Here is a 23,004-nt window from a genome sequence, read left to right as displayed (position 1 = left end):
AAGGTTACCAGCCGGCATTCATTTCATTACGCTGATGCTCTGCCGATCAGGACCGGCAAAGGCAGTCTCTTAACCTGCGGTCTTCAAGGCCTCGGACACACCGAACAACCAGAGCATCTCGCTGGCATTCAGACGCGGTTTGGCAGGGCGAGGCAAAACCACGCTGCGGTTTGGCTTACGCGCCATGAAAAGGAAGTCCGCGTAGAATTTCTCGACGTCACGCTCGTAGTCGTCGACGAAAATATGTGTCGAATCCTTGCATACTTTCGAAGCCCAGTAGATCGGCAGGGCGCGACCCGGCAGATCTTCACGATATCCCATCGGACCATCGACCAGGATGACGTCCCATTTGCGCTCGGTCAGGAATGCCGGGATCTCCATTGATGCCATCGTCTTGATCGGATCTCGCATGGATTGCGAAACGGTGGTGGGATAATCCACCACCTCGACATTGAGATACGGAAACTGGCCGACCATTTTCGAAACCCAGCCCGGCGCGTTTTCGATGAACAGGGTGTAGCCGCTTTTATTCAGGTTGGCCCATACAGGGCTGTCATTACCGAGTCCGAAAACCAGCATATTGCAACCAGGCCGGCGCGACATGATGGCCGCGGACACGGCTTCGATCTGTATCGGTGACATCTGCGCTTCCGGATTGAAATAATCCTTCAACGTCTGATCAAGACCGGCATCCATGGAAAGGTCTTCACTGCGATAGACGACGTCCTGACTATCGAACCGCGGCGTAATCTTGTTTTCAGTCATCGGTTATCCGATCATGTGTTTTCCGGGCAAGGATTTGTAGTCAACGACCTGCGGAGACCAGCAAGCCCGAGCCACCGATTGCGTTGGAGCAAAATTTCAGCCCGGTTCCGTTCGCCTTCCAGGACGACAATGCCTGTTCTTCCACGTCCCTGGAGACGCCGATCAAACCGAACACAAAACCTTCACGTGAAAAACGCTCTGCCAAAGCAGGCAGCGAAACGAGCGCGCTGCCCTCCGGCAGGCTGGGTGACAGATCCGCGAGGATGAAGTTGAAACTCTGCTCGGCCTTGAGCACCTGCACATCGGGAAACGCACCCTCGATTTTTCCGAGCGTATGAGTGACGAGCGGTGTTTGAACGACCTCGACATCGGAAAAGCCGCAGAGAGCAAGCCGGTGTGTAAGTTCATCCGCTTCGGGCGCCGAGGTCGACATGAATGTCAGCGAACGCCCGCTTCCTTCCGTCAAGGCCGCAAGTACCAAAGCAGACCTGGTCGCGCCGATATGCAGTATTTTCGCATCTCCGCCATAGGCCAAGAGAAGTTCGCTCAGCCCCAGAATCTGCAACGGTGCGAGTTGTGCTTCGCCGGCAAAAACGATGGCCTTGAGCAGGGAAGGATGACGCTCGATCAATGTCTTGCTGGTCAGCTCGTCCCAGGCCAAGGATTTGTTCGCCAAAGCTATCGGCTGGCTTTGTTTCGAAGGCTGCATCGTTTCGCTTTTCTGGGCAATGCCGCTAGAGGCAACGAGGGGTCTCAGCAGCGGCAGTGGCGTCTTGGAAAACACCTCCTTGGCCGAACTCTGCTGAATGGTTGAATTGAGGCCTCTGGAATTCGGATCCATATTGTGGTGGGAGGCCGGATTGGTTGCCGTGTAACGATAGGCATTTTCCGGGATGAACTTGTAACGCCTGGTCTGATCAAGAATGGGCATGGCAAGAGCGATATCGCATGCCGCCTTCAGCCACTCACCCTGACTGTTCTGGAAATATTCAACAGGAACAGTCAGCAGGAGTTCGGCGCGAAAGCTGAAAAAATGGCTGGTTTTCCATCCCTGCCGGCGAGGCGGCACATTGGGGTCGAGCGCTTTGTTCCCGCCAATGAAACCGCTGTCTGTCGCATAATTGGTCCACACGACATCGTGGCCGGCGATATAGAACTGCCGCATCCGTTCCAGAATGGTAGGGGATATCAGCTGGTCGTCGGCATCCACGACGGCTATGAAATCTGTCTTGCCCGCCCGCGGTCGTAGATGTTCCCAGGCGTTTCTCGCCTTGCCATACTGCAGCTCGTTGCTGATGAGCGTATGCTTGTCGGGAAAGAGGCGCGTCAATTCGGCCTGGGCGATACTCGCCGTCTCATCCGTCGAAGCATCGTCAATAAACAGGATATGCACAGCATCGAGCGTCTGCTCGGCAATACTGGCGATCGCACGTTTGACATAACGGTCGCAGTTGCGGCCCGTCATGAAAATCAGCGCAGCACCGAGCTGGCTCGAACTAGGGGAAACCATTTTATGTGCCTTGTGGAGTACTGAATTCCCGGCACGTTATCGGGTCAACCTGTACCGAGGCTTACAGCAGCAGAAACCTTTCGAGACAAAAAATGTCCCGGACGCCCGTCAATTAAACGAACGAACCAGACTGCCGACAAGCAGGTTCCAGCCGTCGATCAACACGAAGAACAATATCTTGAAGGGCAGCGAGATCGAGGTCGGCGGCAGCATCATCATGCCCATGGACATGGTGATGGCGGCGACGATCATGTCGATGACGAGAAATGGCAGGATGATCAGGAAGCCGATTTCGAAACCACGGCGGATTTCCGACAGCATGAAAGCCGGCACCAGCACGCGGTAATCGATCAGTTCCGGCGTTCCCACCGACTGGCCGCGTTCGCGGGCGATATCGACGAACAGTGACAGGTCCTTGTCGCGCGTATTGGCGCTCATGAACACACGGAACGGCTCGGCGATACGCTGCACGGCTTCGGCTTCGGTGATCTGGTTGGACAGCATCGGCTGCACGCCTTCGTTCCAGGCACGGTCGAAGGTGGGCGACATGACGTAGAAGGTCATGAACATCGCCATCGACACCAGCACCATGTTCGGCGGCGATGTGCCCATGCCCATGCCGGAGCGCAGAATGGAGAAGGCGATCACGAAGCGCGGAAAGCTCGTCACCATGATCATGATGCCGGGCGCGACCGAAAGAACGGTCAGAAGGCCAAAGGTGCGAATAATCCACGAGGCCGCAGAACCGTCAGTCGGCAGATTGAGAAGATCTGCCGGCGACTGCTGTGCGTGGGCCAGGCCCGGTGCCGCGACGATGACGGCAAGCAGAACGAGAAGTCGAATCATTCAATCACGAAGGTTCTGAACATCACCTTCGATACGCGGCCTTTCGCGCGCAGGTCAACACGTTCCTGAAGGTCATCCCGTAGATATTGAAAGCCGCGCGGGCCCTCGATCTGCTGCAGCGAAACGGTGCGCAGATAGGACATGATATCCTGATGGATTTCCTGGGCCAGCGGCGTGTCTGTCGGGCCGCGGAACATCAGCGCCACTTCCAGCCGCACCCAGTTGTCCGAAGGATAGGCAAGGTTGGTGGTGATCGGGTCGAGCAGGACGATACCATTGGCTTCGGTGGAGATCGGCTGGATGCCGGCCGCTTCCTTGCCCGCCTCGCCGTGACCGCCGGCCGCAGCTGGCGCCTCGGCTGCCGGTTTTGCAGGCGGTGGCGGGGCGATCATGCCGCCCAGAACCCAGCCGCCACCGGCGCCGGCCAGCGTGACAACAGCCACGCCGACAATCGTCATCACCATGCCGCCTTTTTTCTTGGCCTGGCCATCTTCCGGCGTCGTCTCATCCATCGCCATGTTCCTTCGATCCGTGCTTTGCCACTCAGAAGGGCGAATACATGTCGACGACCTGCTGGCCGATCGGCGGCTGCTGCACTTCCGTCATGCGGCCGCGGCCACCGTAGGAAATGCGGGCTTCGGCGATCTTGTCGTAGGAAATCTGGTTGTCGGAATCGACGTCCTTGGGACGGGCGATACCGGCGACATTGAGGATACGGATCTCGTGGTTGACGCGCACTTCCTGCGAACCGCTGATCAGCAGATTGCCGTTTTCGAGAACACCGGTGACGACGGCGGCAACCATCAGGTTCAGCTTTTCAGCGCGCTTGATCGTGCCCTTGCCGTTGCTTTCGCTGGACGAATCCGTGCCCATATCGCCGGAAGTTCCGGCATTTGTGCTGAAGCCAAGGAAATTCTTGACGCCGGCCTGCCAGCCGAGGCTGGTTGAGTTGGTGCGGCTGCGGTCGGTTTCGTTGTCGAAATCGGCCTTGTCGTTGATCTTGATCTCGACCGTCAGGATGTCGCCGATATTGAGCGCGCGGGCATCCTTAAAGAGGGCTGCCTGATTGTCGCTCCACAGCGAATAACCGCTCGCCATCTGGCGCGGCTGCTTCGGATAGGACGACATCTGCGGCGCCTGCGCATATTGCAGGCCGCTGCCGATCGGGCTCATCGCCGGAGCGTTGCCGATTTCCTTCAGCGTCTGATTCTGGCAGCCGGCCAGAAACATCACGGCCACGAGGGCTGAAGCACGCTTCATCATGTACGGTCCTTCGAAGTATTGGGGTTCGACGCGCTGGCGATGATCGTCGAGATCATGCCCGCCTTTTTCGGGTCCATCTCCGCAAGGATCAGACCCGACTGGCGCGCCGGCAGTTTCATGATGATCGCGGCTGCGATCTCTATCTTCATTTCCGCAAGCTGCGGTGCTGCCGCATCGGCCTTCATCGTCTTGAAGATGTCAACGAGACCGAGCTCGGCATTCTTCAGGAAATCGTTGCGGCGCTTAAGCCAGTCCTCGTATTCCGCCTTGCGGGTTTCGAGTGTGGCGATGCGGGTATCGACGTCGGACTGCAGTTTTTCCAGTTCCTGCTTCTGAAGCAGGTAACGCTGGTCGCGGGCCGGATCTGCGATATTGGTGCAGAAACGCTGGATATCGTCGGCGGTGGTCGGCGCCAGCGGCTCAGCCTGCTGCTGCGCGTTGACCTGCGGCACGGCGGCGAGAACAACCCCGGCGACCAGAAGCTTGCGAACGGTCGATGCGGAAATCGTGATCGTGAACATCGCTTTTTTCTCCGTCATTGCAGCACCAGTTCCGCCTGAAGCGCACCTGCGGACTTGATGCCCTGCAGGATGGCGATGACGCCGTCCGGCTTGACGCCGATGCTGTTGAGGCCGGCAACCAGTGTGCGCAGGTCGGGACCGTTGAGGATGGCGACCTGGCCGCCGTCCTTCATCGCCATGATGTCGGTCTGTTCCTGAACCGCCGTCTCGCCGCGCGAGAACGGTTCGGGCTGGATGACCTGCGGTGTTTCGGTGACCTGTACGGTGAGCGTGCCGTAGCTGACGGCGACGCGTGAAACCTTCACATCCGCACCGATGACGATCGTGCCGGTGCGCTCATTGATGACGACCTTGGCGGGGGTATCGGTCTGGACGATGAGGTTTTCGATCTCGGCCATCAGCCGGGTCAGGTCAGCCTGGCGCGGTTTGGAAATTATGACTTCCTGGCTGTCACGGGCTTCCGCGACCGGGCCGCCGTAACGCTGCGAAGCGAACATGTTGACCGCATCGGCCATGCGCTGCGCGGTGGAAAAATCGGGGTTGCGCAATTGCAGGACCAGATTGACCCCATCCTTGAACTTGGACGGCAGTTCGCGCTCGATGATGGCACCGTTCGGCACGCGGCCGGATGTGGTGACACCTTCGGTCAGCGTTGCGGCCGCACCCTGCGCCTGAAAGCCGGACACGACGACCGCGCCCTGGGCAACGGCGTAGATCTGGCCATCGGCGCCGGACAGCGAGGTCATCACCAGCGTACCGCCACGCAGCGAGGTGGCATCGCCGAGCGAAGAGACATTGACGTCGATACGGCTGCCGGGGCTGGCAAATGGCGGCAGGTTGGCGGTCACCATGACGGCCGCGAGGTTCTTGGCGCTCGACTGGCCGCCTTGCGTGGAAATGCCGAGGTTCTGCAGCATGGCGCGCATGGACTGCTCGGTGAACGGCGAGGAACGCAGGCTGTCGCCCGATCCCTGCAGACCGACGACGAGACCATAACCGATCAGCTGGTTTTCACGACCTGCTTGCAGCGAGGCAATATCCTTGATGCGGGCCGCATCGGCAAAGGCCGGCTGCACGGGACCGAAAACGGTCGCGATCGCGAGGGAAAGGGCTAAAATACGCTTCATGATCATTTCGCCATCACCTGCACGGTGCCGTCGGCCATCACAGTGCCGCTGACGGACAGGCCGGAATCGATGTTACGGACACGGATGACATCGCCGACCGAACCGTTCTGCAGCGGCGAGCCGGATGCGGAAATGGTCATATTGCCGATGCCGAAAGTCAGGCGCACATTGGCGCCGCGTTTGACCAGATAGGGAACCCGCAGGGACGACACGAGGATCGTGCGGCCCGGCAGCAGCGTGCGGTTGGTGATCATTCCCGTGACTTCCTCGACGGAGCGCGCGAAGTCGCCGGCGAGATTGGGGTTGGTCACCTCGACCACATCGAGGGAAGACGGGGCGATTTCCTCGCCCGGATAGATGATCCGCGTCGGCACGACGGCCATGCCCATGTCGGCTGCGGCCGGCATAGCCAGGCTCGCAGCGAGAAGCGACAGAAGGGCAAGGACCGTCTTTCGACCGATCCCTGCTGCATTTTCGTGTGTCCGGCGAAACATCATGTCTGCCCTGCCTTTTGGGTTTACTTGAGGTTTTTACTGACGATGGAGGCCATTTCGTCGGCCGTCGTGATGACCTTGGAATTCATCTCGTAGGCGCGCTGCGCCGAGATCAGGTCGGTGATTTCCTTGACCGCATCGACGTTGGACGATTCGAGATAACCCTGACGGAGATAGCCGTAGCCCGGATCTTCCGGAGCGGCGATGACCGCTTCGCCCGATGCCGGCGTTTCCGCATAGAGGTTATCGCCGAGCGGCTTCAGGCCGGCTTCGTTGGCAAAGTTCGCCATCGTGAGCTGGCCGACCTCGGTATAGTCGGTGGCGTTGCCGATACGAACGCTGACCTGACCGGTACGGCTGATGACGGTTTCCGTCACATCAGCCGGGAAGGTGATGTTGGGGATAACCTGATAACCTTCGATGGTGACCAGCTGGCCGTCGCCATTCTGGTTGAAGGCACCGGCGCGGGTGTACATCGTGCCGCCATCGGGCGACTGCACCTGGAAGAAACCACGACCGACAATGGCCAGATCGAGGTTGTTTTCCGTGTGGGTCAGTTCGCCCTGCTCGTGGATGTAGCGAACAGCTGCGGTCTGCACACCGAGACCGACATTGGCGCCTTCCGGCACGATCGCCTGGTTGGCACGGTTCGGCACACCCTGGGCACGTTCGGTCTGGTAGAGAAGATCAGAAAACTCAGCGCGACCGCGCTTGAAGCCGGTCGTGTTGATGTTGGCGATGTTGTGGGCGATGACCTCAAGATTGGTCTGCTGGGCATCCATGCCCGTCGCTGCAACGGAAAGTGCTCTCATCGGTAGGTTCCTTGTCCGCTACTAGATCTGCATCTTCGAGATATCGAGATATGCCGAGACCAGCTTGTCGCGCAGGGCGATTGCGGTCTGCAGCGACTGGTTTGCTTCCATGACGGCATCCACGACTTCACGCGTGTTGGCCTTGCCCTGGATGGCATCGATCGACTTGCTTTCGGCGGTCTTCAGATTGTCCAGCGCGGTCGAAGCGACATTGCCGAGCACGTTTGCAAAGCTGAGGCCGGCGTTTTCTACCGGCTTCTGGACCTGGCCGAGCAGCGAGGTGGTGTTCTCGTCCGACGAGATGGAGCCGATACCGCGGGAAAGCGAAAGCGAGCTTACGTTCTTGATTGCGTCAATCATTGCGCACCCTTGAGAAGTTCGATTGTGGAGGAAACGATGTCACGCGTCTGCTTGATCATCTGGAGATTGGCGTCGTAGCTGCGATTGGCTTCGCGCATGTCGGCCATTTCGATGAGCATGTTGACATTGGGCATCTTGACCATGCCCTTCGCGTCGGCAGCCGGATGGCTCGGATCGTATTCCTGGGCAAACTCGCCCCGATCAACGCCAAGCTTCTTGACCCCGACCAGCTCCGCGCCGGCTGCCTTGTCCATTTCGGCGCCGAAGGTGATGGTCTTGCGACGATAGGGATCGGCGCCGGGCGTGTCGCCCGTGGTGCGTGCGTTGGCGATGTTTTCCGATACGATGCGAAGTCGGGTGGCCTGGGCCTCCATCCCCGACCCTGCGATCTTCGAAGCGGCTGCGAGCGGATCCATTTCCTTACCTCTTCACTGTCAAAAGCATCATGCTGTTGAACGACTTCACCAGATTGGCACTGAGCTCGTACTGGCGTTTGACTTCACCGGCCTTCGACAGCTCCTTGGAGAGCGCGACGGTGTTGCCGGATTCCTGGATGCCGATCTCGTCGTTAAGAGCGGCTTCCTCGACCTTGACGTTATTGCTGAGCTGGCTGTCGCCGAAATGCGCCGAATTGGTGCGCGCCATCCGCATCGACGTGTTGTCGAGAACAGCGTCGAAGGAGGCTACATCCTTCGCCTTGTATTGCGGCGTATTGGCATTGGCGATGTTGTTGGCGACGACTTCCTGGCGCACAGACAACCACTCGGCCTGCTTGGATGCCAGCGCGAATAATTGAATGGGTTGCATAGGCTTCTCTCCATTTTGTAGCTGAAGCCTATGTTAGCAATCTTGCGTCAGACTTACGGACGCGACGTTCCCTGGCTCGAATAGATTTCACCGGCCGAAGTGACGATCACCCACTTGCCCTCACGCTGCTCCAGCGTGGCGAGACGGCTGTTGTCCGGCAGGATCGAACCGACGCGCACCATGTACATGCCGGCAGCATCCTCGATCAGCGCGCGGCCGTTCGAGACATGCATCAGGCGGAAACCGCCACGGCCCGGAAGCGGTTGTTCTTCCATCAGATCCTGCGGCGGTCCCTGACGAACGGCACCCACGGACGAGGTCGTCGCCGTGGTGATGTTGTCGATAGGATCGATCGGCGGCTTCGGCTGGTCGTCCTTGGAATTGTCGACCATGGCCAGCGGCGAAACGCTGAAGACATTGCGGGCATGGCCCGGCGGCAGATCACGGGTGTGATCCATCGGCGTGACCTTGATGCCGAATTTGTCTTCGTTCAGAAACACATACCACGGGAAAAAGGCGGACGCGCCTGCAAGCGCGATGCCGATTGCCAGCACCATGTGGTCGGAAAGCTTGGATTTCGGCTTCTGCGCCCTGATCGGCTTTACCGGAATATCCTGGTCGTCTTCGATCACGGTTTATCCTCTCGCTCGGGGTGGCGGCGCCATACCTGCCCGCAACGCGTTGGCAAGGTCGGCATAGGCATCTGCACTGGGTTGGTCGGACGGCGTCTGCTTGAGCACGTCGTAGATGATCGGTACCTGCTTGATCGCCATATCGAGATCGCCGTCACTGCCGGCGCGGTAACCGCCGATCAGACGAAGATCGCGGGTTTCCTCGAAGCGGTGGATCAGCGACTTCAGGCGCGACACCAGCTTTTCCTGATCGCCGCTCCAGGCCTTGCGGGCCAGACGCGAGATCGACGACAGCGGATTGATGGGCGGATAACGCCCTTCCTCCGCCAGGCTGCGCTCGAGAACGATATGGCCATCGAGAATGCCGCGCGCCGAGTCGGCGATCGGGTCGTTATGGTTGTCGCCATCGACGAGGATGGAGATGATCGCGGTGATCGTGCCGGTGCCTTCCGGGCCGGGACCTGACCGTTCCAGCAGGCGCGGCAGTTCGGTGAAGACGGAAGCCGGATAACCGCGGGCGACCGGCGGCTCGCCGGCGGCAACGGCCACCTCGCGGATGGCATGGGCGAAACGGGTGACGCTGTCGGCGATGAACAGGACGTTCTCGCCCTTGTCGCGAAAATGTTCGGCGATGGTGATCGCCACCAATGGCGCCATCTTGCGCAGCATCGGGCTTTCGTCGGAGGTGGCAACGACGGCGATCGATTTCGACATATTGTCACCGAGCGTATCCTCGATGAATTCACGCACTTCACGGCCACGTTCGCCAACCAGCGCGATCACCACCTTGTCGAAGGCATCGGCGCGGGCAAGCATGGACAGAAGCGTCGATTTACCGACACCGGAACCGGCGAAAATGCCCAGACGCTGGCCGAGGCAGAGTGGTGAAAAGATATCGATGGCGCGCACGCCGGTCATGAAACCGGTCTCGACGCGCTTGCGGGTCATCGAAGGCGGCGCCGTGTTGGAGATCGAGCGGCGCTCGAAGCCGGATGACAACGGTCCGCGATTGTCGATCGGCTCGCCCAGCGAATTGATCGTACGACCACACCAGCTGTCATCAGGTGCAATACGGAAAGCCCCTTTTTCGATGACGACGTCACCGATGCCGATCGGTTCGCCCGGCTCGATCGGGCAGACGTAGATCACATCCTGCTCGACGCGGACGACTTCACCCAGATGAATGCCGGTAGCGCTGCGATGGCCAACGAATTCACCCAGCCGCACATGTTTGGAAAGACCGCTGACGGTATAATGCCCGGCGGCAATGGTGCGCACGCGGCCGCCATGGGCGACGGACTGTTGCGGCGCGGCGTGGCGCCTGGCGAGGCCGGCGAGATGCGCCAGCCTGCCCGATGCCAAAGTTTCGGCAATGATCGTTTCCATCGGTCAGATGATCCTTAGCGGGAGCCGCCCAAAGTCTTGATCGCTTCGGAGAGTGACGATTCGCTGTCGCGCATCAGCGAGGCAATGCCTTCGAAGGCGCGGTTGACCTGGATGAGTTCGGTCATCTGGCTGATGCCGTTGACGTTGGATTCCTCGACATAACCCTGCACGACGGAGGTGCTGACCGTATCGATGACCGGCTGCGGATTTTCCGTCGGGATCACGCCCGAGTTTTCATAACGCAGATACCCCTTGGAGAGGTCGGCAGAGAAGACGCCGATTTGGCCGACGCGGACGCCATCCTGCATGATGCCACCATCGGCGCCAACCTGCGGCGGGCTGCCGGCGCGGTTGAGCTGGATCGGCGCACCGCCGGCGTCGAGAACGGGGAAACCGCGCACGGAAACCAGTTCACCGGTTTCCTTCATGGTGAAGCGGCCGTCACGCGTCAGAACCTGGCCGGCCGGCGTATCGATCGAGAAATAACCATCGCCCTTGATGGCGAAGTCGAGCGAATTGCCGCTGGCTTCCATGGCGCCGCTGCGGGTGGAAAGATAGTCGTTACCCTGGGTGACGAAGGCGACCTTGGCGTTGATATCGTTACGGGTCTTGCTCATGACCTCGTCGAATTTCACTTCCGTTGCGCGAAAGCCGACGGTGTTCATGTTTGCCATGTTGTCGGCAATCGTGTTGAGCCGGCGCTCGAGCGCGATCTGTGAAGAAATACCGACATACAGTCCGGATTGCATATCATCTGCCTCCGTGTTTCAGGGATAGGGTCGAGAGCATGTCCGGGCCGGCGATCTATAAGGAGTGCGTCCGTCAGGCATGCTCGCGTCGGGCGGAAATCCGTCCGATCTTCGCGGAAACTAGGCGTAAAGACTTGTGCGAGGCTGTCTCATATCGCGGTTCGGCGGTATCTGGCCGGATTGGCGAAAAGCCAGCCACAGCCAGCCTCACGCAAGCCAGAACCCGTATCCAATGACCACGAGAAAACGATCGGGCATAGACACGCGATGACTATTATTATCGGATTTGTGATCACCGTCGGCTGCATTTTGGGCGGCTTCATGGCGATGGGTGGACATGTGGACGCGCTTTTCCAGCCGTTCGAGCTGGTCATCATCGGCGGTGCCGGCGTCGGCGCCTTCATCATGGGTAACCCGCTGAAAGTCGTGAAGGATTCCGGCAAGGCGATGGCCGAGGCCTTCAAATATGCGGTTCCGAAAGAGCGTCATTATCTCGACGTGCTCGGCGTTCTTTATTCGCTGATGCGTGACCTGCGCACCAAGTCGCGCAACGAGATCGAAGCCCATATCGACAATCCGGACGAATCCCCGATCTTCCAGTCGGCCCCGACCGTTTTGAAGAACAAGGAACTGACATCCTTCATCTGTGACTACGTTCGTCTCATCATCATCGGCAATGCCCGCAGCCACGAGATCGAGGCGCTGATGGATGAAGAAATCGAAACGATGATGCACGACAAGATGAAGCCCTATCATTCGATCGTTGCGATCGGTGACAGCTTTCCGGCCATCGGCATCATCGCCGCCGTTCTCGGCGTCATCAAGGCCATGGCCAAGATCAACGAATCGCCGGAAGTGCTCGGTGGCCTGATCGGCGCCGCTCTCGTCGGCACCATGCTCGGCATCTTCCTGTCCTATTGCCTCGTCAATCCGCTCACCTCGCAGATCAAGATCGTCCGCGGCAAGCAGCACCGCCTCTACATCATCGTCAAGCAGACCCTGCTTGCCTACATGAACGGCTCGGTTCCGCAGGTCGCGCTCGAATATGGTCGCAAAACGATTTCCAACTACGAGCGCCCGTCCATCGACTCGGTCGAGCAGGAAATGATGAACCCGGGCGGCGGCGCAGAGAAGGCGGCCTAAACCATGACAGACGTGAACGCCTCCGAAAATCACGCCTCGTCCCACGCTCCTGCAATGGAACATTCGCTGCTCGCCAAGCTCACCGGCGGGCTGGGTGACCGGCAGACGGTGGAAAAGATCTGCGGCGACTTCGGCCAGCTTTATTCCGGTTTTCTGCCGGACGTTTTTCACAGCGAAACCGGAATTGCTATCCAGGTCGGTTACGTCGGTTGCGAAAGCGGCCTGATGACGGAACTGGTGGCCGATCTCGGCGACACCTTTTCCTTCGTCAACGGTTCACTGCGCAACTGGAGCCCGAACTTCGTGCTCGCCTGCGGCAATGGTTTTGTCATCTCGCTGATGGAACTGATGCTGGGCGCCGAACTTGAGACGATCGAACAGCCGGCCGAACGCTCGCTGTCGGACATCGAACTCGATCTGGCCGCCATGGTGTTCGAGCGGATCGGCAACGTGCTGCGCTCCGGCGTCAACGCCGCCGGCGGTTTCGAGGCAACGCTCGATCCTCCGCACAATGCCGACGATCGTTCGAAGCACGAGGATGACAGCCGCAGCGAATACGGCGCCGTCGTGCGCATGTCGATCGAGCTGGGCCAGGTGAAATCCGAGGTCGCGCTGATCATTCCGCAGCGTGCGCTGTTGAAGACGCGCGTGGAACTGCCGAAGCCCACGGGTCAGATCGCCAAGGGCAAGCAGGACTGGACCGACCGGATCAACGAACAGGTGCGCCGTTCACAGGTGACGCTGGAGGCGCGTATTCGCCTTGAAAAGCTGACCTTGTCGACGATCTCGCGGCTTGCTGCCGGCGATGTCATCGGCTTCGAGGACACCAGAGATGTTTCAGTACAGGTCAGCGCCAACGGCAAGGACATGTACATGTGCGAATTCGGACGCTCCGGCGAGCGTTATACGGTCCGCGTAAAGGATAATATCAGCAGCGACGACGAAATCCTCAAGCATCTGGCAGGATGATCACGGATCGTTGACACAGCATGAAATCGTGCCCTTGGGCAGGCTGACGCAAGTTTCATAAGGAATAATGTTTTCCATGGCTAAGAAACCGACACCTATTACAGAAAACGATGATCTGTCCCCGATCGGCAATGAAGCCGATCTCGACCAGGCGATCGACGATCTGCGCGGCGTGCTGAAGGCTGATGCCAGCGGCGAGGCTCCTGCTTTCGACGCGGAATTCGGTGCGGGTACAAGCGACTTCGATCTCGACGCCTCTTTCGGTGGCGGTCTCGACGATACGGCTTCGGCCGGCGCTTCGGATTTCGGCACGTCTGACTTCGGCGGCTCCGACTTCGGTGGATCCGATCTCGGCGGCGGCGCAAGCTTTGGTGGTTCGGATTTCGGAAGCTCGGATTTCGGTGGTTCCTCGGGTGCGGCTTCGGCCGCTCCGGGTAGCGCGCTGAACGCCAATCTCGACCTGATCATGGATATCCCGATCAATCTCGAGATCGTGCTCGGCACCAGCCGCATGCAGGTATCAGGCCTGATGAACCTGGAAGAAGGCGCAACAATCGCGCTGGACAAGAAGATCGGCGAACCGGTGGAAATCACCGTCAATGGCCGGCGCATTGCAAAGGGCGAGATTACCGTCCTTGAACACGACGATACGCGCTTCGGCGTTAAACTGACGGAAGTTTTAAGCACCAAAGCAATCTGATCCCGATGTAGGGACAGTGAGGTAAGACCATGATGGACTTCGAGGATTTCGGTGGAGGCGCTGTAGCCGGTTCACCCCTGTCCCAGGCTGAAAAAGCGGCTGCGGTGCTTCTTGCCATGGGCAAGGGCGTCGCAGGCAAGCTTTTGAAATATTTCACCCAGGCAGAGCTGCAGACGATTATCGCCTCGGCTCAGAACCTGCGTGAAATCCCTCCGGATGAACTGCTCGGCCTCGTCAACGAGTTCGAGGATCTGTTCACCGAAGGTGCGGGACTGATGGACAACGCAAAGGCCATCGAAAGCATTCTCGAAGAAGGTCTCACCCCCGAGGAAGTCGACGGCCTTCTGGGCCGCCGGACAGCCTTCGAAGCCTATCAGACATCGATCTGGGATCAGTTGCAGGATGCAGAGCCGGCCTTTATCGGCAAGTTCCTGCTGCGCGAACACCCGCAGACGATTGCTTATATCCTGTCGATGATCCCATCTGCCTTCGGCGCCAAGGTTCTTCTGGAACTGCCGGAAAGCCGCCGCGCCGACATCATGAACCGTACGGTCAACATGAAGGACGTCAGCCCGAAGGCTGCGCAGATCATCGAGAACCGCGTGATCGACCTCGTCGCAAAGATCGAAGCCGAACGCAATTCGAACGGCGCCAACAAGGTTGCCGAGCTGATGAACGAGCTCGACAAGCCGCAGGTCGATACGTTGCTGACCTCGCTGGAAACGATGAGCAAGGCCTCGGTCAACAAGGTTCGCCCGAAGATCTTCCTCTTCGAAGACCTGCTGGCCATGCCGCAGCGCAGCCGCGTCCTGCTGCTCAACGATATCGCCGGCGATATCATCACCATGGCGCTGCGTGGCGCCTCGATGGAAATCAAGGAAGCCGTGCTTTCGGCGATCAGCCCGCGCCAGCGCCGCATGATCGAATCGGACCTGCAGGCCACCGGCGTCATCAACCCGCGCGAAGTGGCAATCGCCCGTCGCGCTGTCGCTCAGGAAGCCATCCGCCTTGCAGGCAGCGGCCAGATCCAGCTCAAGGATCCGGAAGCCGACGCCGAAAAGCCCGAGGAGGCAGCGGCCGCAGCCGCCTGATCCCTTCCAATCAAGCAGTAAAAAAAGCCGGCGGTCTTCCCGTCGGCTTTTTTGTTGTGCATGCCGCCCGCCGTTTAGCATGCCGGCAGCCGGCAGAACTGCGCTTGTCTGCTGCGATGCGTTAGACTGGGTCAATGCCATCGGGCGATTCGCAAGGACCCAAGCGTTGTCTGACGAAGATAAAGACAGTAAAACAGAAGACCCCACAGCGAAAAAAATGAGCGACGCTGCCATCAAGGGCAATGTGGCGTCGTCGCGCGAAATCACGCTGTTTGCCTCTTCGCTGGCCTTTTATTTCTATCTCGTCTTCTTTCTTCCCGGCGCGATCGCCAATCTGGCCGAGCGGTTGAAGGACATATTTGAACAGCCCGACCGATGGCCGCTGGAAAACGCCACGGACGTGGTGTCGATCGGCAGCCGCATGGGCTGGGACATGGCGGGTTTTCTGGCGCCTGCGATGATCCTCATGGTGGTTTTCGGTCTTGGTTCATCGTTTGCACAGAACCTGCCGTCCTTCGTGCTGGAGCGTATCCGTCCGCAGGCGGACCGGGTATCGATCGCCAAGGGTTTTACACGCATCTACAGCGTCGCCGGCATGGTGGAATTCGGCAAGTCGGTCTTCAAGCTGCTTGTCGTGTCGCTGATCTTCTATTTTGTCCTGTATCGCGACTTCATGGAATCGCTGGACATCATGTTCTCCGATCCGGCCATCATCCTGGTGAAGCTGGAAGCGATCGTGAAGAAGATGATGATCATCGTTCTTCTGGCGACAGCAACATTGGCCGTGGTCGACTTCTTCTGGACCAAACATCAGTGGTTCTCGAACCTGAAGATGTCGAAACAGGAAATCAAGGACGAGCACAAGCAGGCGCAGGGCGACCCCATGGTCAAGGCCCGCCAGCGATCGCTCATGCGCAGCCGCGCACGCCAGCGCATGATCCAGAACATTCCGCGTGCGACCCTGGTGATTACCAACCCTTCGCATTACGCAATTGCGCTGCGTTATGTGCGTGAGGAAAACGATGCGCCGGTCATCGTCGGCAAGGGTCAGGACCTTGTGGCGTTGAGAATCAGGCAGATTGCCGAGGAGAACAACATCCCCGTTTTCGAAGATCCGCCACTTGCCCGCTCCATGTTTGCGCAAGTCTCGGTGGATAGTGTGATTCCATCAGCTTTTTACAAGGCTGTGGCGGAACTCATACACCGGGTTTACGCCGCAAGGACGCCCAAACAACGGACACGCCAACCGCAATGAAAAAATGTAACTTCTCCAGAGAACGTGAAGAGATCCTCGGCCTTGCAATCGCACCGGTCGCGTCGGAGTTACGATTACTGGATGCCGGCGACCTGATAGCCCTGTTAAGGCTTGAAAGATACTCCAGCGTCGCGGACCTCGTGTCCTCCGCAGCCGAGCTTTATTTCCATCCCGGCACCGTCAACTTCGGGTCAGGCGGCGAATATCGCCTGGAATGGAACGGCGCACCGGAGATCACCCTCGATCTCGAAATCAAGCCCAAGGGCGTTTCCGTCTATGCACGGCTGACGCTCGCAGACCAGCAGGCTGCTATCGAGATCGATCACGTCGCCTTCCAGAACCCGTCGAACGATCCTGACGAGAATACCCGCTTCCTTGCCAACAGCCTGGCTGAAGCCAAATTTGCGATAAACCGGCAGGCCGAAGCCGCCTGAGGCTGCTTGCCGCATCATCACAAAGGCCGTACCGTGGAATTTCCCGGTGCGGCCTTTTTCTTTTGTGTCAGTGGATGTAGCCGAGGCGGATGGCCTTGGCGATCGCCTGGATACGGTTGACCGAATCAAGCTTGATGGTCGCCGAGCCGAGATAGGCGTTGACCGTATGCACCGAGAGGCCGAGCTTGTCGGCGATTTCTTCGCTGATCTGGCCGTCGCCGGCCAGTTGCAGGCAGGCGATCTCGCGTTCGCTGAGCGTCTCCGAAGGAACCGCACGCTTTTCCTCCAGCGCCAGCAGATCGACCATGATCTGGCAGCTGCGGACATGCTGATCGACGATGACATCGCTGGCAAGATCGAGAGAATTGGACAGGAAGGCGACATAACCGTTGCCGGTCGCTCCCAGCCGTACGGGAAAAGCGATGCCGCCAAATGGCATGGAAACCGATTCAAGCCTGCGTATCATCGGCGCAAATTCGTTGGTATCGACCCGGTTGGCGAGATCCGTGCCGTTCCAGACGATCGGCAGCAAGGAGAAGTCGATATGTTCGATCAAGATCTCGCCGCAGGCCTCGATCAGCATATTGCCGTTCTCGATACCTGCCGATCCCCAGTTCTCAAGCTCGCAGACCAGTTTGCGCTTGTTGGGCATGCCAACACCGGCGACGCGGAAGACCGCAAAATTGCGGGCATTCAGGTTTTTCTGCATGGAGACCAGCTTCGGAAACAGATCCGACCGGCTGGACGCCCTTGCTACGCGTACATATTGAAAACCCGTTCCAACATCAGCCGCTTGTTCGCGCGAATAACCCATTTCAATCGTTGGCCCTATACCAGATTGTTACGAACAGCATATGCAATGGCTTCCGAGCGCGTCTTCGTTGCCGTCTTGCGCATGACGCTGGTGATGTAGTTGTTGATCGTGTTGCGCGAGATGCCGAGGATGGTGGCGATCTCGTCGCTGGTCTTGCCCTCTGCAATCCAGAACAGGCATTCCAGTTCACGTTCCGTCAGATCGAAATCGCGCTCGATCTTGGTGCCGGTGACGGCACCGAAACTCAGGCCATAGGCGGCCATCAGGCCGACCTCGCGCAGACGCTCCTGCGACAGGATGATGCCTTCGAGGAAGAGCAGCATCAGCGAAAAACGGGTGCGCCCGGCGCAGAATGTCAACGAGCAATATTGCCGGCTGATTTCCTGCGGGGTGGTTACCTCGTCCGGAAGAAGCGCGAATTGCGGTGTCAGGATGGACAGGCACTTTTCCAGCTCGGTCGATTTCGCATAACCGCGCGTCAACTCCGCGCCAAGTCGGCGCACGAGGTCGAACGGCCAGTTGGACGCCACGATGAAATCGAGCCCCTGGTCCTGAATAAGGTCATAACGTGCAAGAAGGAAATGCGATGCACCTACATATTCCGAGAGAATACGCATGGTGGCAGGCACGTTGCACGCTGCAGACGTGATCGCCAGTTTTCGCACGATCTGATCACGCAATGCCGTTCGCGACGGCACCGGCTCCAGATACGGCCGACCCTCAGATTTGCTTTCTGCCCCCAGAAGCTCCATTTTCGAAATTCTCCCCTTATAGGGATAAGCGTTCAGACCCGAGAACCGTTTGCGTGCTTCACGATTCAGACCGACCCGCGGTAAACATGACCTCCACGAACACAACCATTCGCCGTAACGAATCACTGCATTGTAGGAATCCGTAAAGGAATTGCTATCGGGCGGTTGCGTTTTATGTTGTGCACTGCACAGGTCTGTGACGGACCGGCTGACCGGGGGCGGTCATTTTCGTAAGGCAACCAATCAGAAGACCGCAAAACAAAGGGGCCGGCTTGCGCCGACCCCTTGCATCACGAAGCCGTGAGTCCATGTTACGCGGCGCGATCCACCGCCCATTTGCGCAGGATCTTGGCTGCACGTTCTTCCGAAATCTCGACCATGCGGGAAAGACGCTTTTCCGGGCCTTCCTTGACGCGACGGTTGAAGCCGCCATTCGGATCCTCGCCGCCACCGAACACATCGTCGGAGCTGTCGAAACCGAAGTCTGCGCCAAAGCCGTCCATGAGCGCCGGGCTTGCGCCGCCCGGAGAGAAGTCGGGCAACTCGAGACCCAGACCACCTTCTTCGGCAATCTCCGTGCCCGCAGCAGCACCGCTGCCGCCGCCGGTGACGCTGCGGATCATCGGGCGCAGGCCAAGCCAGACCACCAGGAAGGCGACGACGACGAAGGCGAGCGAGTTGATGATGCCGCCGAGGTTGCGGTTCAGCACTTCGAGGAAACCCGGTCCCGAGGTGACGGATTCTTCGAGAAGCTGGTTCTCGAGGAAGTCCATGGCCGTCAGCGTCACGACGTCACCGCGGTCGGCATTGATGCCGGCAGCCGATGCAACGATCTTCTGCATCTCGGCAAGGTAGGCATCGATCTTGGCCTGATCAACCGGCTCGCCGACGAGCTTGCCGATGCGGCCCTTGTTGACGACGACGGCGACCGAGATTTTTTCCAGCTTGTAGCTGTTGCGGGTGGTGGCGACCGTCTTCGAGTTGATTTCGTAATTGGTCTGTTCTTCGCGCTTGTCGGACTTGTCGGAGGACTGCGGACCAGCGGCGCCACCGGCTTCGGGAGCGGCCTGCGGCACGTTCTGCTCGACGGTCGTTGCCGAGTCGTTCTGCTGCTGCTGTGACTGCTGGTTTTCGCGGGTGTTGCGAACCGAACGTTCGACGCGCGATTCAGGATCGTAGATGGTTTCCTGGATCTGCTGGCTATCGGTATTGAGAGCTGCCGTGACGCTGGAGCGGAAATTGTCCATGCCGAGGAACGGGGCGAGCGCCTTGTCGATGTTCTGCTCGACTTCCTGCTGCACCGACTGGACAATGTTGAGATTGCGGCTCAGCGCGCTGTTGCCGTAATCGTCGCCGGACGCCAGCAGCTGGCCGGTCGAATCGAGGATCGTCACGTCGTCGACGTCGAGGCCGGGAACTGCCGAGGCGACAAGGTGGCGAATGGAGGAAGCGGCCTTGCGGCCCGTCGTGGTGCTGGCGCGGATCATCACCGATGCGGTCGGTTTCTGTCCGACGCGGCGGAAATTGCCGACGTCAGGCATGACGATGTGGACGCGGGCTGCAGCGACACCATTGATCTGCTGGATGGAGCGACCGATCTCGCCTTCCAGTGCGCGAACGCGGGTGACTTCCTGCATGAAGGAGGTGAGGCCGAGCGAACCGACATTGTCGAACAGCTCGTAACCGGCATTGGCGCTATTGGGCAGGCCACGTTCGGCCAGCAGAATGCGGGCCTTGCTGGTCATGCCGACAGGAACGGCAATGCTCTGGCCGTCGGCTCCTACCTGGAAATCCATATTGCTTTCGGCGAGCGCGATCGAGACCTGATTGAGATCCGTCTTCTCGAGGCCGACGTAAAGGTTTTCGTAAGCCGGTTTGTTGACGAACATGGCAGCCGCGATGACGATCGCCATGGACACGATACCGACGCCTGCCAGAGCCAGAAGCTTTGTCTGGCCTAAAGACGTGATATTTCTACCGATTTGCTGAAATTGAGCTAACAGATTCATTCTGTTCCCGCATCATGAACAAGGGTTTTGAGCCTTATGCTCACCGGCACCCTAGTCCGCGAAGCTTGTGCGAACGTTTCGCCTGCGGGAACAAAACCCCTGAAAGGTACGGATTATTAGAAGAAGTCAAAATCGCCGGCAGCCTTGCTCAAAGGCTGGGAATGACCGTGGCGCATGCCCTTGCCGAGCGCCTTCTGCATGTCGGCAAGCTTCACGAGGCTGAGCGCGGTCGAGACATCAACCATCCATTCATCGGGAATGGAGGCGGTAATTGTATCGACGAACTCGGCCAGACCACGGGTCTTCTGCACGGCAAGATCGATCCCCTGCAGGATCTTGACGGTTTCGGCAGACATGACGTCGGCTTCGCCACCCATTTCCAGAAGCTGCGGCTCGATGCGTTCGATCAGATAGGCAACGTCATGCAGCTCGGTCACGAGGCGCATCAGCACCTCGGGCAACGATTCCTCGAGGGAAGCGGACGGCATCGGCATAGGGTCGTTCATAGCTTTCCTCAAAATTGGCAGGTGGTGAAGGGTAGAGCAGCCACCTGCCGCCCCTGCCCTTCGCATGTCTTGAAAATGGCTTCAGAAAAATTCGATCGAGTCTTCCACCGGCTTCGGCGCCGGTTTCGGGACACGCTGTTCGGCTGCAACGGTCTTCTGGGTTTCGGCACCGGTCAGCGGATACTGACGGGCGCGGCCGCTGACGGGCCAGTATTCGAGCTTGCGCCCGAATTCTCCGCCCGTCGACGACCCGACGACGGTAATGCCTTCGTCGCGAAGGAATTCCATGGCGAAAGCCGCATTCTGCTCTCCGACATTGGAGAAGCTGGCAATGGTCTTTGCGCCGCCGAAGATCTTGGCTTCCAATCGGTCGCGCCGGGCGCCCTTCTTCAGAAGACCGTTGATCAGCAGTTCCATGAGATGCACGCCGTAACGCGTAACATCGCCGCCTCCGCTCATGGCACCGCCGGATCCCGGCAGGAGAAAGTGGTTCATGCCGCCGACACCGGCGACAGGATCACGAAGGCAGGCAGCCACGCACGAACCAAGGATGGTTGAAAGGACGACGTTTGGGTCGTCCACCACCTTGAATTCGCCCTGGATAATATGGACTTTTTTGGCACCTGCCAGGTCGTTCATTTAAGGGCTCCGAATACTGCCTCGATGGCAGCCTTCATCTTTTCGATCGTGAAAGGCTTGGCCAGAACGTTGTTGGCACCGAGCTGGGCAGCACGCTGAACCAGCGCGCGGTCGCCCTGTGCCGTCAGGATGATGAAGGCGGCCTTCTTGGTGCTCGGGTTTGCGCGAACAGCCTGCAGGAAGCCGATGCCATCCATGTTCGGCATGTTGAAGTCCGAGATCACCAGGTGATGCGGCTGCTCCGACATGATCTTCATGCCCTGCACACCATCACCGGCAGCGGTGATCTGCTTGAAACCGAGCTGGGTCAGAGCGTCGCTGAGCAGAAGCCGGCTGGTGACCTGATCGTCGACGATCAGAACTTTGATTTTTTCAGCGATAGACATTTATTCAGTACCTTCTTTACGGGCGGCGGTTAATTTCAAAACTTCCTCACCGATGGAGCTCAAGGGCAGCTGGGTTTCAACCGCCCCTATTTCGTATGCGACCCGCGGCATGCCGTAGACCACGCACGTCTTTTCGTTCTGGCCCACTGTGCGTGCACCTGCCTGGCGCATTCGCAGCAGTCCGGATGCTCCATCGCGGCCCATGCCGGTGAGGATGACCCCGACGGCATTGCGGCCGGCCAGTTCGGCAACCGAGTCGAACAACACATCCACCGACGGCCTGTGACCGTTGACCGGATCGCGTTCGACCAGTCGGCAGACCGGAGCGGACGGATTGACGACCTGCAGGTGCCGTTCACCACCGGGCGCCAGATAGATCTTGCCGATCTCCAGCCGGGCACCGTCGGTGGCTTCCTGCACCACAGGAGCGCAGATACGATTAAGACGTTCTGCAAAACTTTTGGTAAACGTCGACGGCATATGTTGAGTAATTACAGTCGGCGGGCAGTTTTTTGGGAATTTCTGAAGTACTGTTATAAGTGCTTCTACACCGCCGGTAGATGAACCGATTGCCACAACCTTGCGACCGACCTTGTATTCTGTAGCAGGTGTCACAATTGCTGCCGGGGCAGAAGTACGGCGCAGGCCCGAACGGGCAGCGGCCTTGACCTTGTCGGCCAGATCGCTGAACGGACGCACATCACCCGGTGCCGGTTTGCCGACGCAATCGAAGGCACCGATTTCAAGCGCTGCCAGCGTCGCATTGGCGCCATGATGGGTCATGGCGGACACCATGATGACCGGCATGGGGCGCAGACGCATGATCTTGTCGAGAAACTCGAGGCCGTTCATGTTCGGCATCTCGACATCGAGGGTGACGACGTCGGGATTGAGTTCCTTGATGGCCGCGCGCGCTTCCATGGCATCGCCGGCCTGGCCGACGACGCTGACCTCCGGATCCGAATTCAGGACGGCGGTGATCAACCCACGCATGGTGGGCGAGTCATCTACGACGAGAACGCGTGCCGGCATAC

At 59.0% G+C, this 23,004-nt stretch carries 28 protein-coding genes; 6 read left to right on the top strand and 22 right to left on the bottom strand.

Going from position 1 to position 23,004, the window contains the following annotated elements; translation table 11 throughout:
• Positions 1-69: 69 nt before the first annotated feature.
• The 15 genes from EDF70_RS07020 to flgF form a co-directional block, all read right to left on the bottom strand.
• Positions 70-765: a hypothetical protein gene (locus tag EDF70_RS07020; RefSeq protein ID WP_132272657.1), complete on the bottom strand. Its 696-nt coding sequence runs from the start codon at positions 763-765 to the stop codon at positions 70-72.
• Positions 766-805: 40 nt separating this feature from the next.
• On the bottom strand, positions 806-2,275 hold the full coding sequence (locus EDF70_RS07015; protein WP_132272656.1) for a glycosyltransferase family A protein: 1,470 nt from the start codon (positions 2,273-2,275) through the stop codon (positions 806-808).
• A 108-nt stretch (positions 2,276-2,383) separates the two neighbouring features.
• Positions 2,384-3,121 carry a flagellar type III secretion system pore protein FliP gene (gene fliP / locus EDF70_RS07010; protein ID WP_132272655.1) on the bottom strand — a complete coding sequence of 246 codons (738 nt, stop codon included), beginning with the start codon at positions 3,119-3,121 and terminating at the stop codon, positions 2,384-2,386.
• Positions 3,118-3,633, bottom strand: a complete 516-nt coding sequence (locus EDF70_RS07005; protein WP_165931960.1) for a flagellar basal body-associated FliL family protein — start codon at positions 3,631-3,633, stop codon at positions 3,118-3,120. Before EDF70_RS07005 ends, fliP begins: the two co-directional genes overlap by 4 nt.
• 31 nt (positions 3,634-3,664) lie before the next feature.
• Positions 3,665-4,384, bottom strand: a complete 720-nt coding sequence (gene flgH, locus EDF70_RS07000) for a flagellar basal body L-ring protein FlgH (protein ID WP_132272654.1) — start codon at positions 4,382-4,384, stop codon at positions 3,665-3,667.
• Positions 4,381-4,905: a MotE family protein gene (locus tag EDF70_RS06995; protein ID WP_132272653.1), complete on the bottom strand. Its 525-nt coding sequence runs from the start codon at positions 4,903-4,905 to the stop codon at positions 4,381-4,383. Before EDF70_RS06995 ends, flgH begins: the two co-directional genes overlap by 4 nt.
• Positions 4,906-4,919: 14 nt before the next feature.
• Positions 4,920-6,032: a flagellar basal body P-ring protein FlgI gene (locus EDF70_RS06990; RefSeq protein WP_245519087.1), complete on the bottom strand. Its 1,113-nt coding sequence runs from the start codon at positions 6,030-6,032 to the stop codon at positions 4,920-4,922.
• Between the two features lie 2 nt (positions 6,033-6,034).
• On the bottom strand, positions 6,035-6,439 hold the full coding sequence (gene flgA / locus EDF70_RS06985; protein ID WP_245519135.1) for a flagellar basal body P-ring formation chaperone FlgA: 405 nt from the start codon (positions 6,437-6,439) through the stop codon (positions 6,035-6,037).
• A 110-nt stretch (positions 6,440-6,549) separates the two neighbouring features.
• Positions 6,550-7,338: a flagellar basal-body rod protein FlgG gene (flgG, locus tag EDF70_RS06980; protein ID WP_132272650.1), complete on the bottom strand. Its 789-nt coding sequence runs from the start codon at positions 7,336-7,338 to the stop codon at positions 6,550-6,552.
• 21 nt (positions 7,339-7,359) lie between these two features.
• Positions 7,360-7,698, bottom strand: coding sequence for a flagellar hook-basal body complex protein FliE (locus tag EDF70_RS06975; protein WP_132272649.1), 339 nt, complete (start codon positions 7,696-7,698; stop codon positions 7,360-7,362).
• On the bottom strand, positions 7,695-8,114 hold the full coding sequence (flgC, locus tag EDF70_RS06970; RefSeq protein ID WP_132272648.1) for a flagellar basal body rod protein FlgC: 420 nt from the start codon (positions 8,112-8,114) through the stop codon (positions 7,695-7,697). Before flgC ends, EDF70_RS06975 begins: the two co-directional genes overlap by 4 nt.
• Before the next feature lie 4 nt (positions 8,115-8,118).
• Positions 8,119-8,505, bottom strand: a complete 387-nt coding sequence (gene flgB, locus EDF70_RS06965) for a flagellar basal body rod protein FlgB (protein ID WP_132272647.1) — start codon at positions 8,503-8,505, stop codon at positions 8,119-8,121.
• 53 nt (positions 8,506-8,558) lie between these two features.
• Positions 8,559-9,101, bottom strand: a complete 543-nt coding sequence (locus EDF70_RS06960; protein WP_245519134.1) for a flagellar protein — start codon at positions 9,099-9,101, stop codon at positions 8,559-8,561.
• A gap of 39 nt (positions 9,102-9,140) precedes the next feature.
• Complete coding sequence (fliI, locus tag EDF70_RS06955) at positions 9,141-10,523, bottom strand: flagellar protein export ATPase FliI (protein WP_132272646.1); 1,383 nt, start codon at positions 10,521-10,523, stop codon at positions 9,141-9,143.
• Positions 10,524-10,537: 14 nt separating this feature from the next.
• Positions 10,538-11,272 carry a flagellar basal-body rod protein FlgF gene (gene flgF / locus EDF70_RS06950; protein WP_132272645.1) on the bottom strand — a complete coding sequence of 245 codons (735 nt, stop codon included), beginning with the start codon at positions 11,270-11,272 and terminating at the stop codon, positions 10,538-10,540.
• A gap of 267 nt (positions 11,273-11,539) precedes the next feature.
• On the opposite strand from flgF, the gene motA reads away from it, so the two are divergent.
• The 6 genes from motA (at position 11,540) to EDF70_RS06920 (ending at position 16,864) form a co-directional block, all read left to right on the top strand.
• Positions 11,540-12,415 (top strand): flagellar motor stator protein MotA, encoded by an 876-nt coding sequence (motA, locus tag EDF70_RS06945; protein WP_132272644.1) that lies wholly within the window; start codon positions 11,540-11,542, stop codon positions 12,413-12,415.
• 3 nt (positions 12,416-12,418) lie between these two features.
• The gene (locus EDF70_RS06940; RefSeq protein ID WP_132272643.1) at positions 12,419-13,384 is read left to right on the top strand and encodes a FliM/FliN family flagellar motor switch protein; all 966 of its coding nucleotides are present in this window, start codon (positions 12,419-12,421) and stop codon (positions 13,382-13,384) included.
• 76 nt (positions 13,385-13,460) lie between these two features.
• Complete coding sequence (gene fliN, locus EDF70_RS06935) at positions 13,461-14,084, top strand: flagellar motor switch protein FliN (RefSeq protein ID WP_132272642.1); 624 nt, start codon at positions 13,461-13,463, stop codon at positions 14,082-14,084.
• A gap of 29 nt (positions 14,085-14,113) precedes the next feature.
• Positions 14,114-15,175: a flagellar motor switch protein FliG gene (gene fliG / locus EDF70_RS06930; RefSeq protein WP_132272641.1), complete on the top strand. Its 1,062-nt coding sequence runs from the start codon at positions 14,114-14,116 to the stop codon at positions 15,173-15,175.
• A 166-nt stretch (positions 15,176-15,341) separates the two neighbouring features.
• Positions 15,342-16,430: a flagellar biosynthesis protein FlhB gene (flhB, locus tag EDF70_RS06925; RefSeq protein ID WP_165931959.1), complete on the top strand. Its 1,089-nt coding sequence runs from the start codon at positions 15,342-15,344 to the stop codon at positions 16,428-16,430.
• A complete protein-coding gene (locus EDF70_RS06920; protein ID WP_132272639.1) occupies positions 16,427-16,864 on the top strand; it encodes a hypothetical protein in 438 nt (145 codons plus the stop codon). Before flhB ends, EDF70_RS06920 begins: the two co-directional genes overlap by 4 nt.
• Before the next feature lie 67 nt (positions 16,865-16,931).
• Here the strand turns inward: EDF70_RS06920 and EDF70_RS06915 are convergent, their stop codons facing one another.
• From EDF70_RS06915 to cheB, 7 genes are all read right to left on the bottom strand, one after another.
• Complete coding sequence (locus tag EDF70_RS06915; protein ID WP_245519085.1) at positions 16,932-17,573, bottom strand: helix-turn-helix transcriptional regulator; 642 nt, start codon at positions 17,571-17,573, stop codon at positions 16,932-16,934.
• A gap of 119 nt (positions 17,574-17,692) precedes the next feature.
• Entirely contained in the window at positions 17,693-18,430 is a 738-nt protein-coding gene (locus EDF70_RS06910) for a helix-turn-helix transcriptional regulator (protein WP_132272637.1), read from the bottom strand.
• Positions 18,431-18,741: 311 nt separating this feature from the next.
• Positions 18,742-20,439: a flagellar basal-body MS-ring/collar protein FliF gene (fliF, locus tag EDF70_RS06905; RefSeq protein ID WP_132272636.1), complete on the bottom strand. Its 1,698-nt coding sequence runs from the start codon at positions 20,437-20,439 to the stop codon at positions 18,742-18,744.
• Positions 20,440-20,555: 116 nt separating this feature from the next.
• A complete protein-coding gene (locus tag EDF70_RS06900; protein ID WP_132272635.1) occupies positions 20,556-20,945 on the bottom strand; it encodes a hypothetical protein in 390 nt (129 codons plus the stop codon).
• A gap of 81 nt (positions 20,946-21,026) precedes the next feature.
• Positions 21,027-21,584, bottom strand: a complete 558-nt coding sequence (gene cheD, locus EDF70_RS06895; protein WP_132272634.1) for a chemoreceptor glutamine deamidase CheD — start codon at positions 21,582-21,584, stop codon at positions 21,027-21,029.
• Positions 21,581-21,970, bottom strand: coding sequence for a response regulator (locus EDF70_RS06890; protein WP_132272633.1), 390 nt, complete (start codon positions 21,968-21,970; stop codon positions 21,581-21,583). Before EDF70_RS06890 ends, cheD begins: the two co-directional genes overlap by 4 nt.
• On the bottom strand, positions 21,971-23,002 hold the full coding sequence (cheB, locus tag EDF70_RS06885; RefSeq protein WP_132272632.1) for a protein-glutamate O-methylesterase CheB: 1,032 nt from the start codon (positions 23,000-23,002) through the stop codon (positions 21,971-21,973).
• Positions 23,003-23,004 lie beyond the last annotated feature (2 nt).

Source organism: Neorhizobium sp. JUb45, from assembly GCF_004343585.1.
Taxonomy (GTDB): Bacteria; Pseudomonadota; Alphaproteobacteria; order Rhizobiales; family Rhizobiaceae; genus Neorhizobium.
This window is presented reverse-complemented; position numbering and strand designations above follow the sequence as displayed.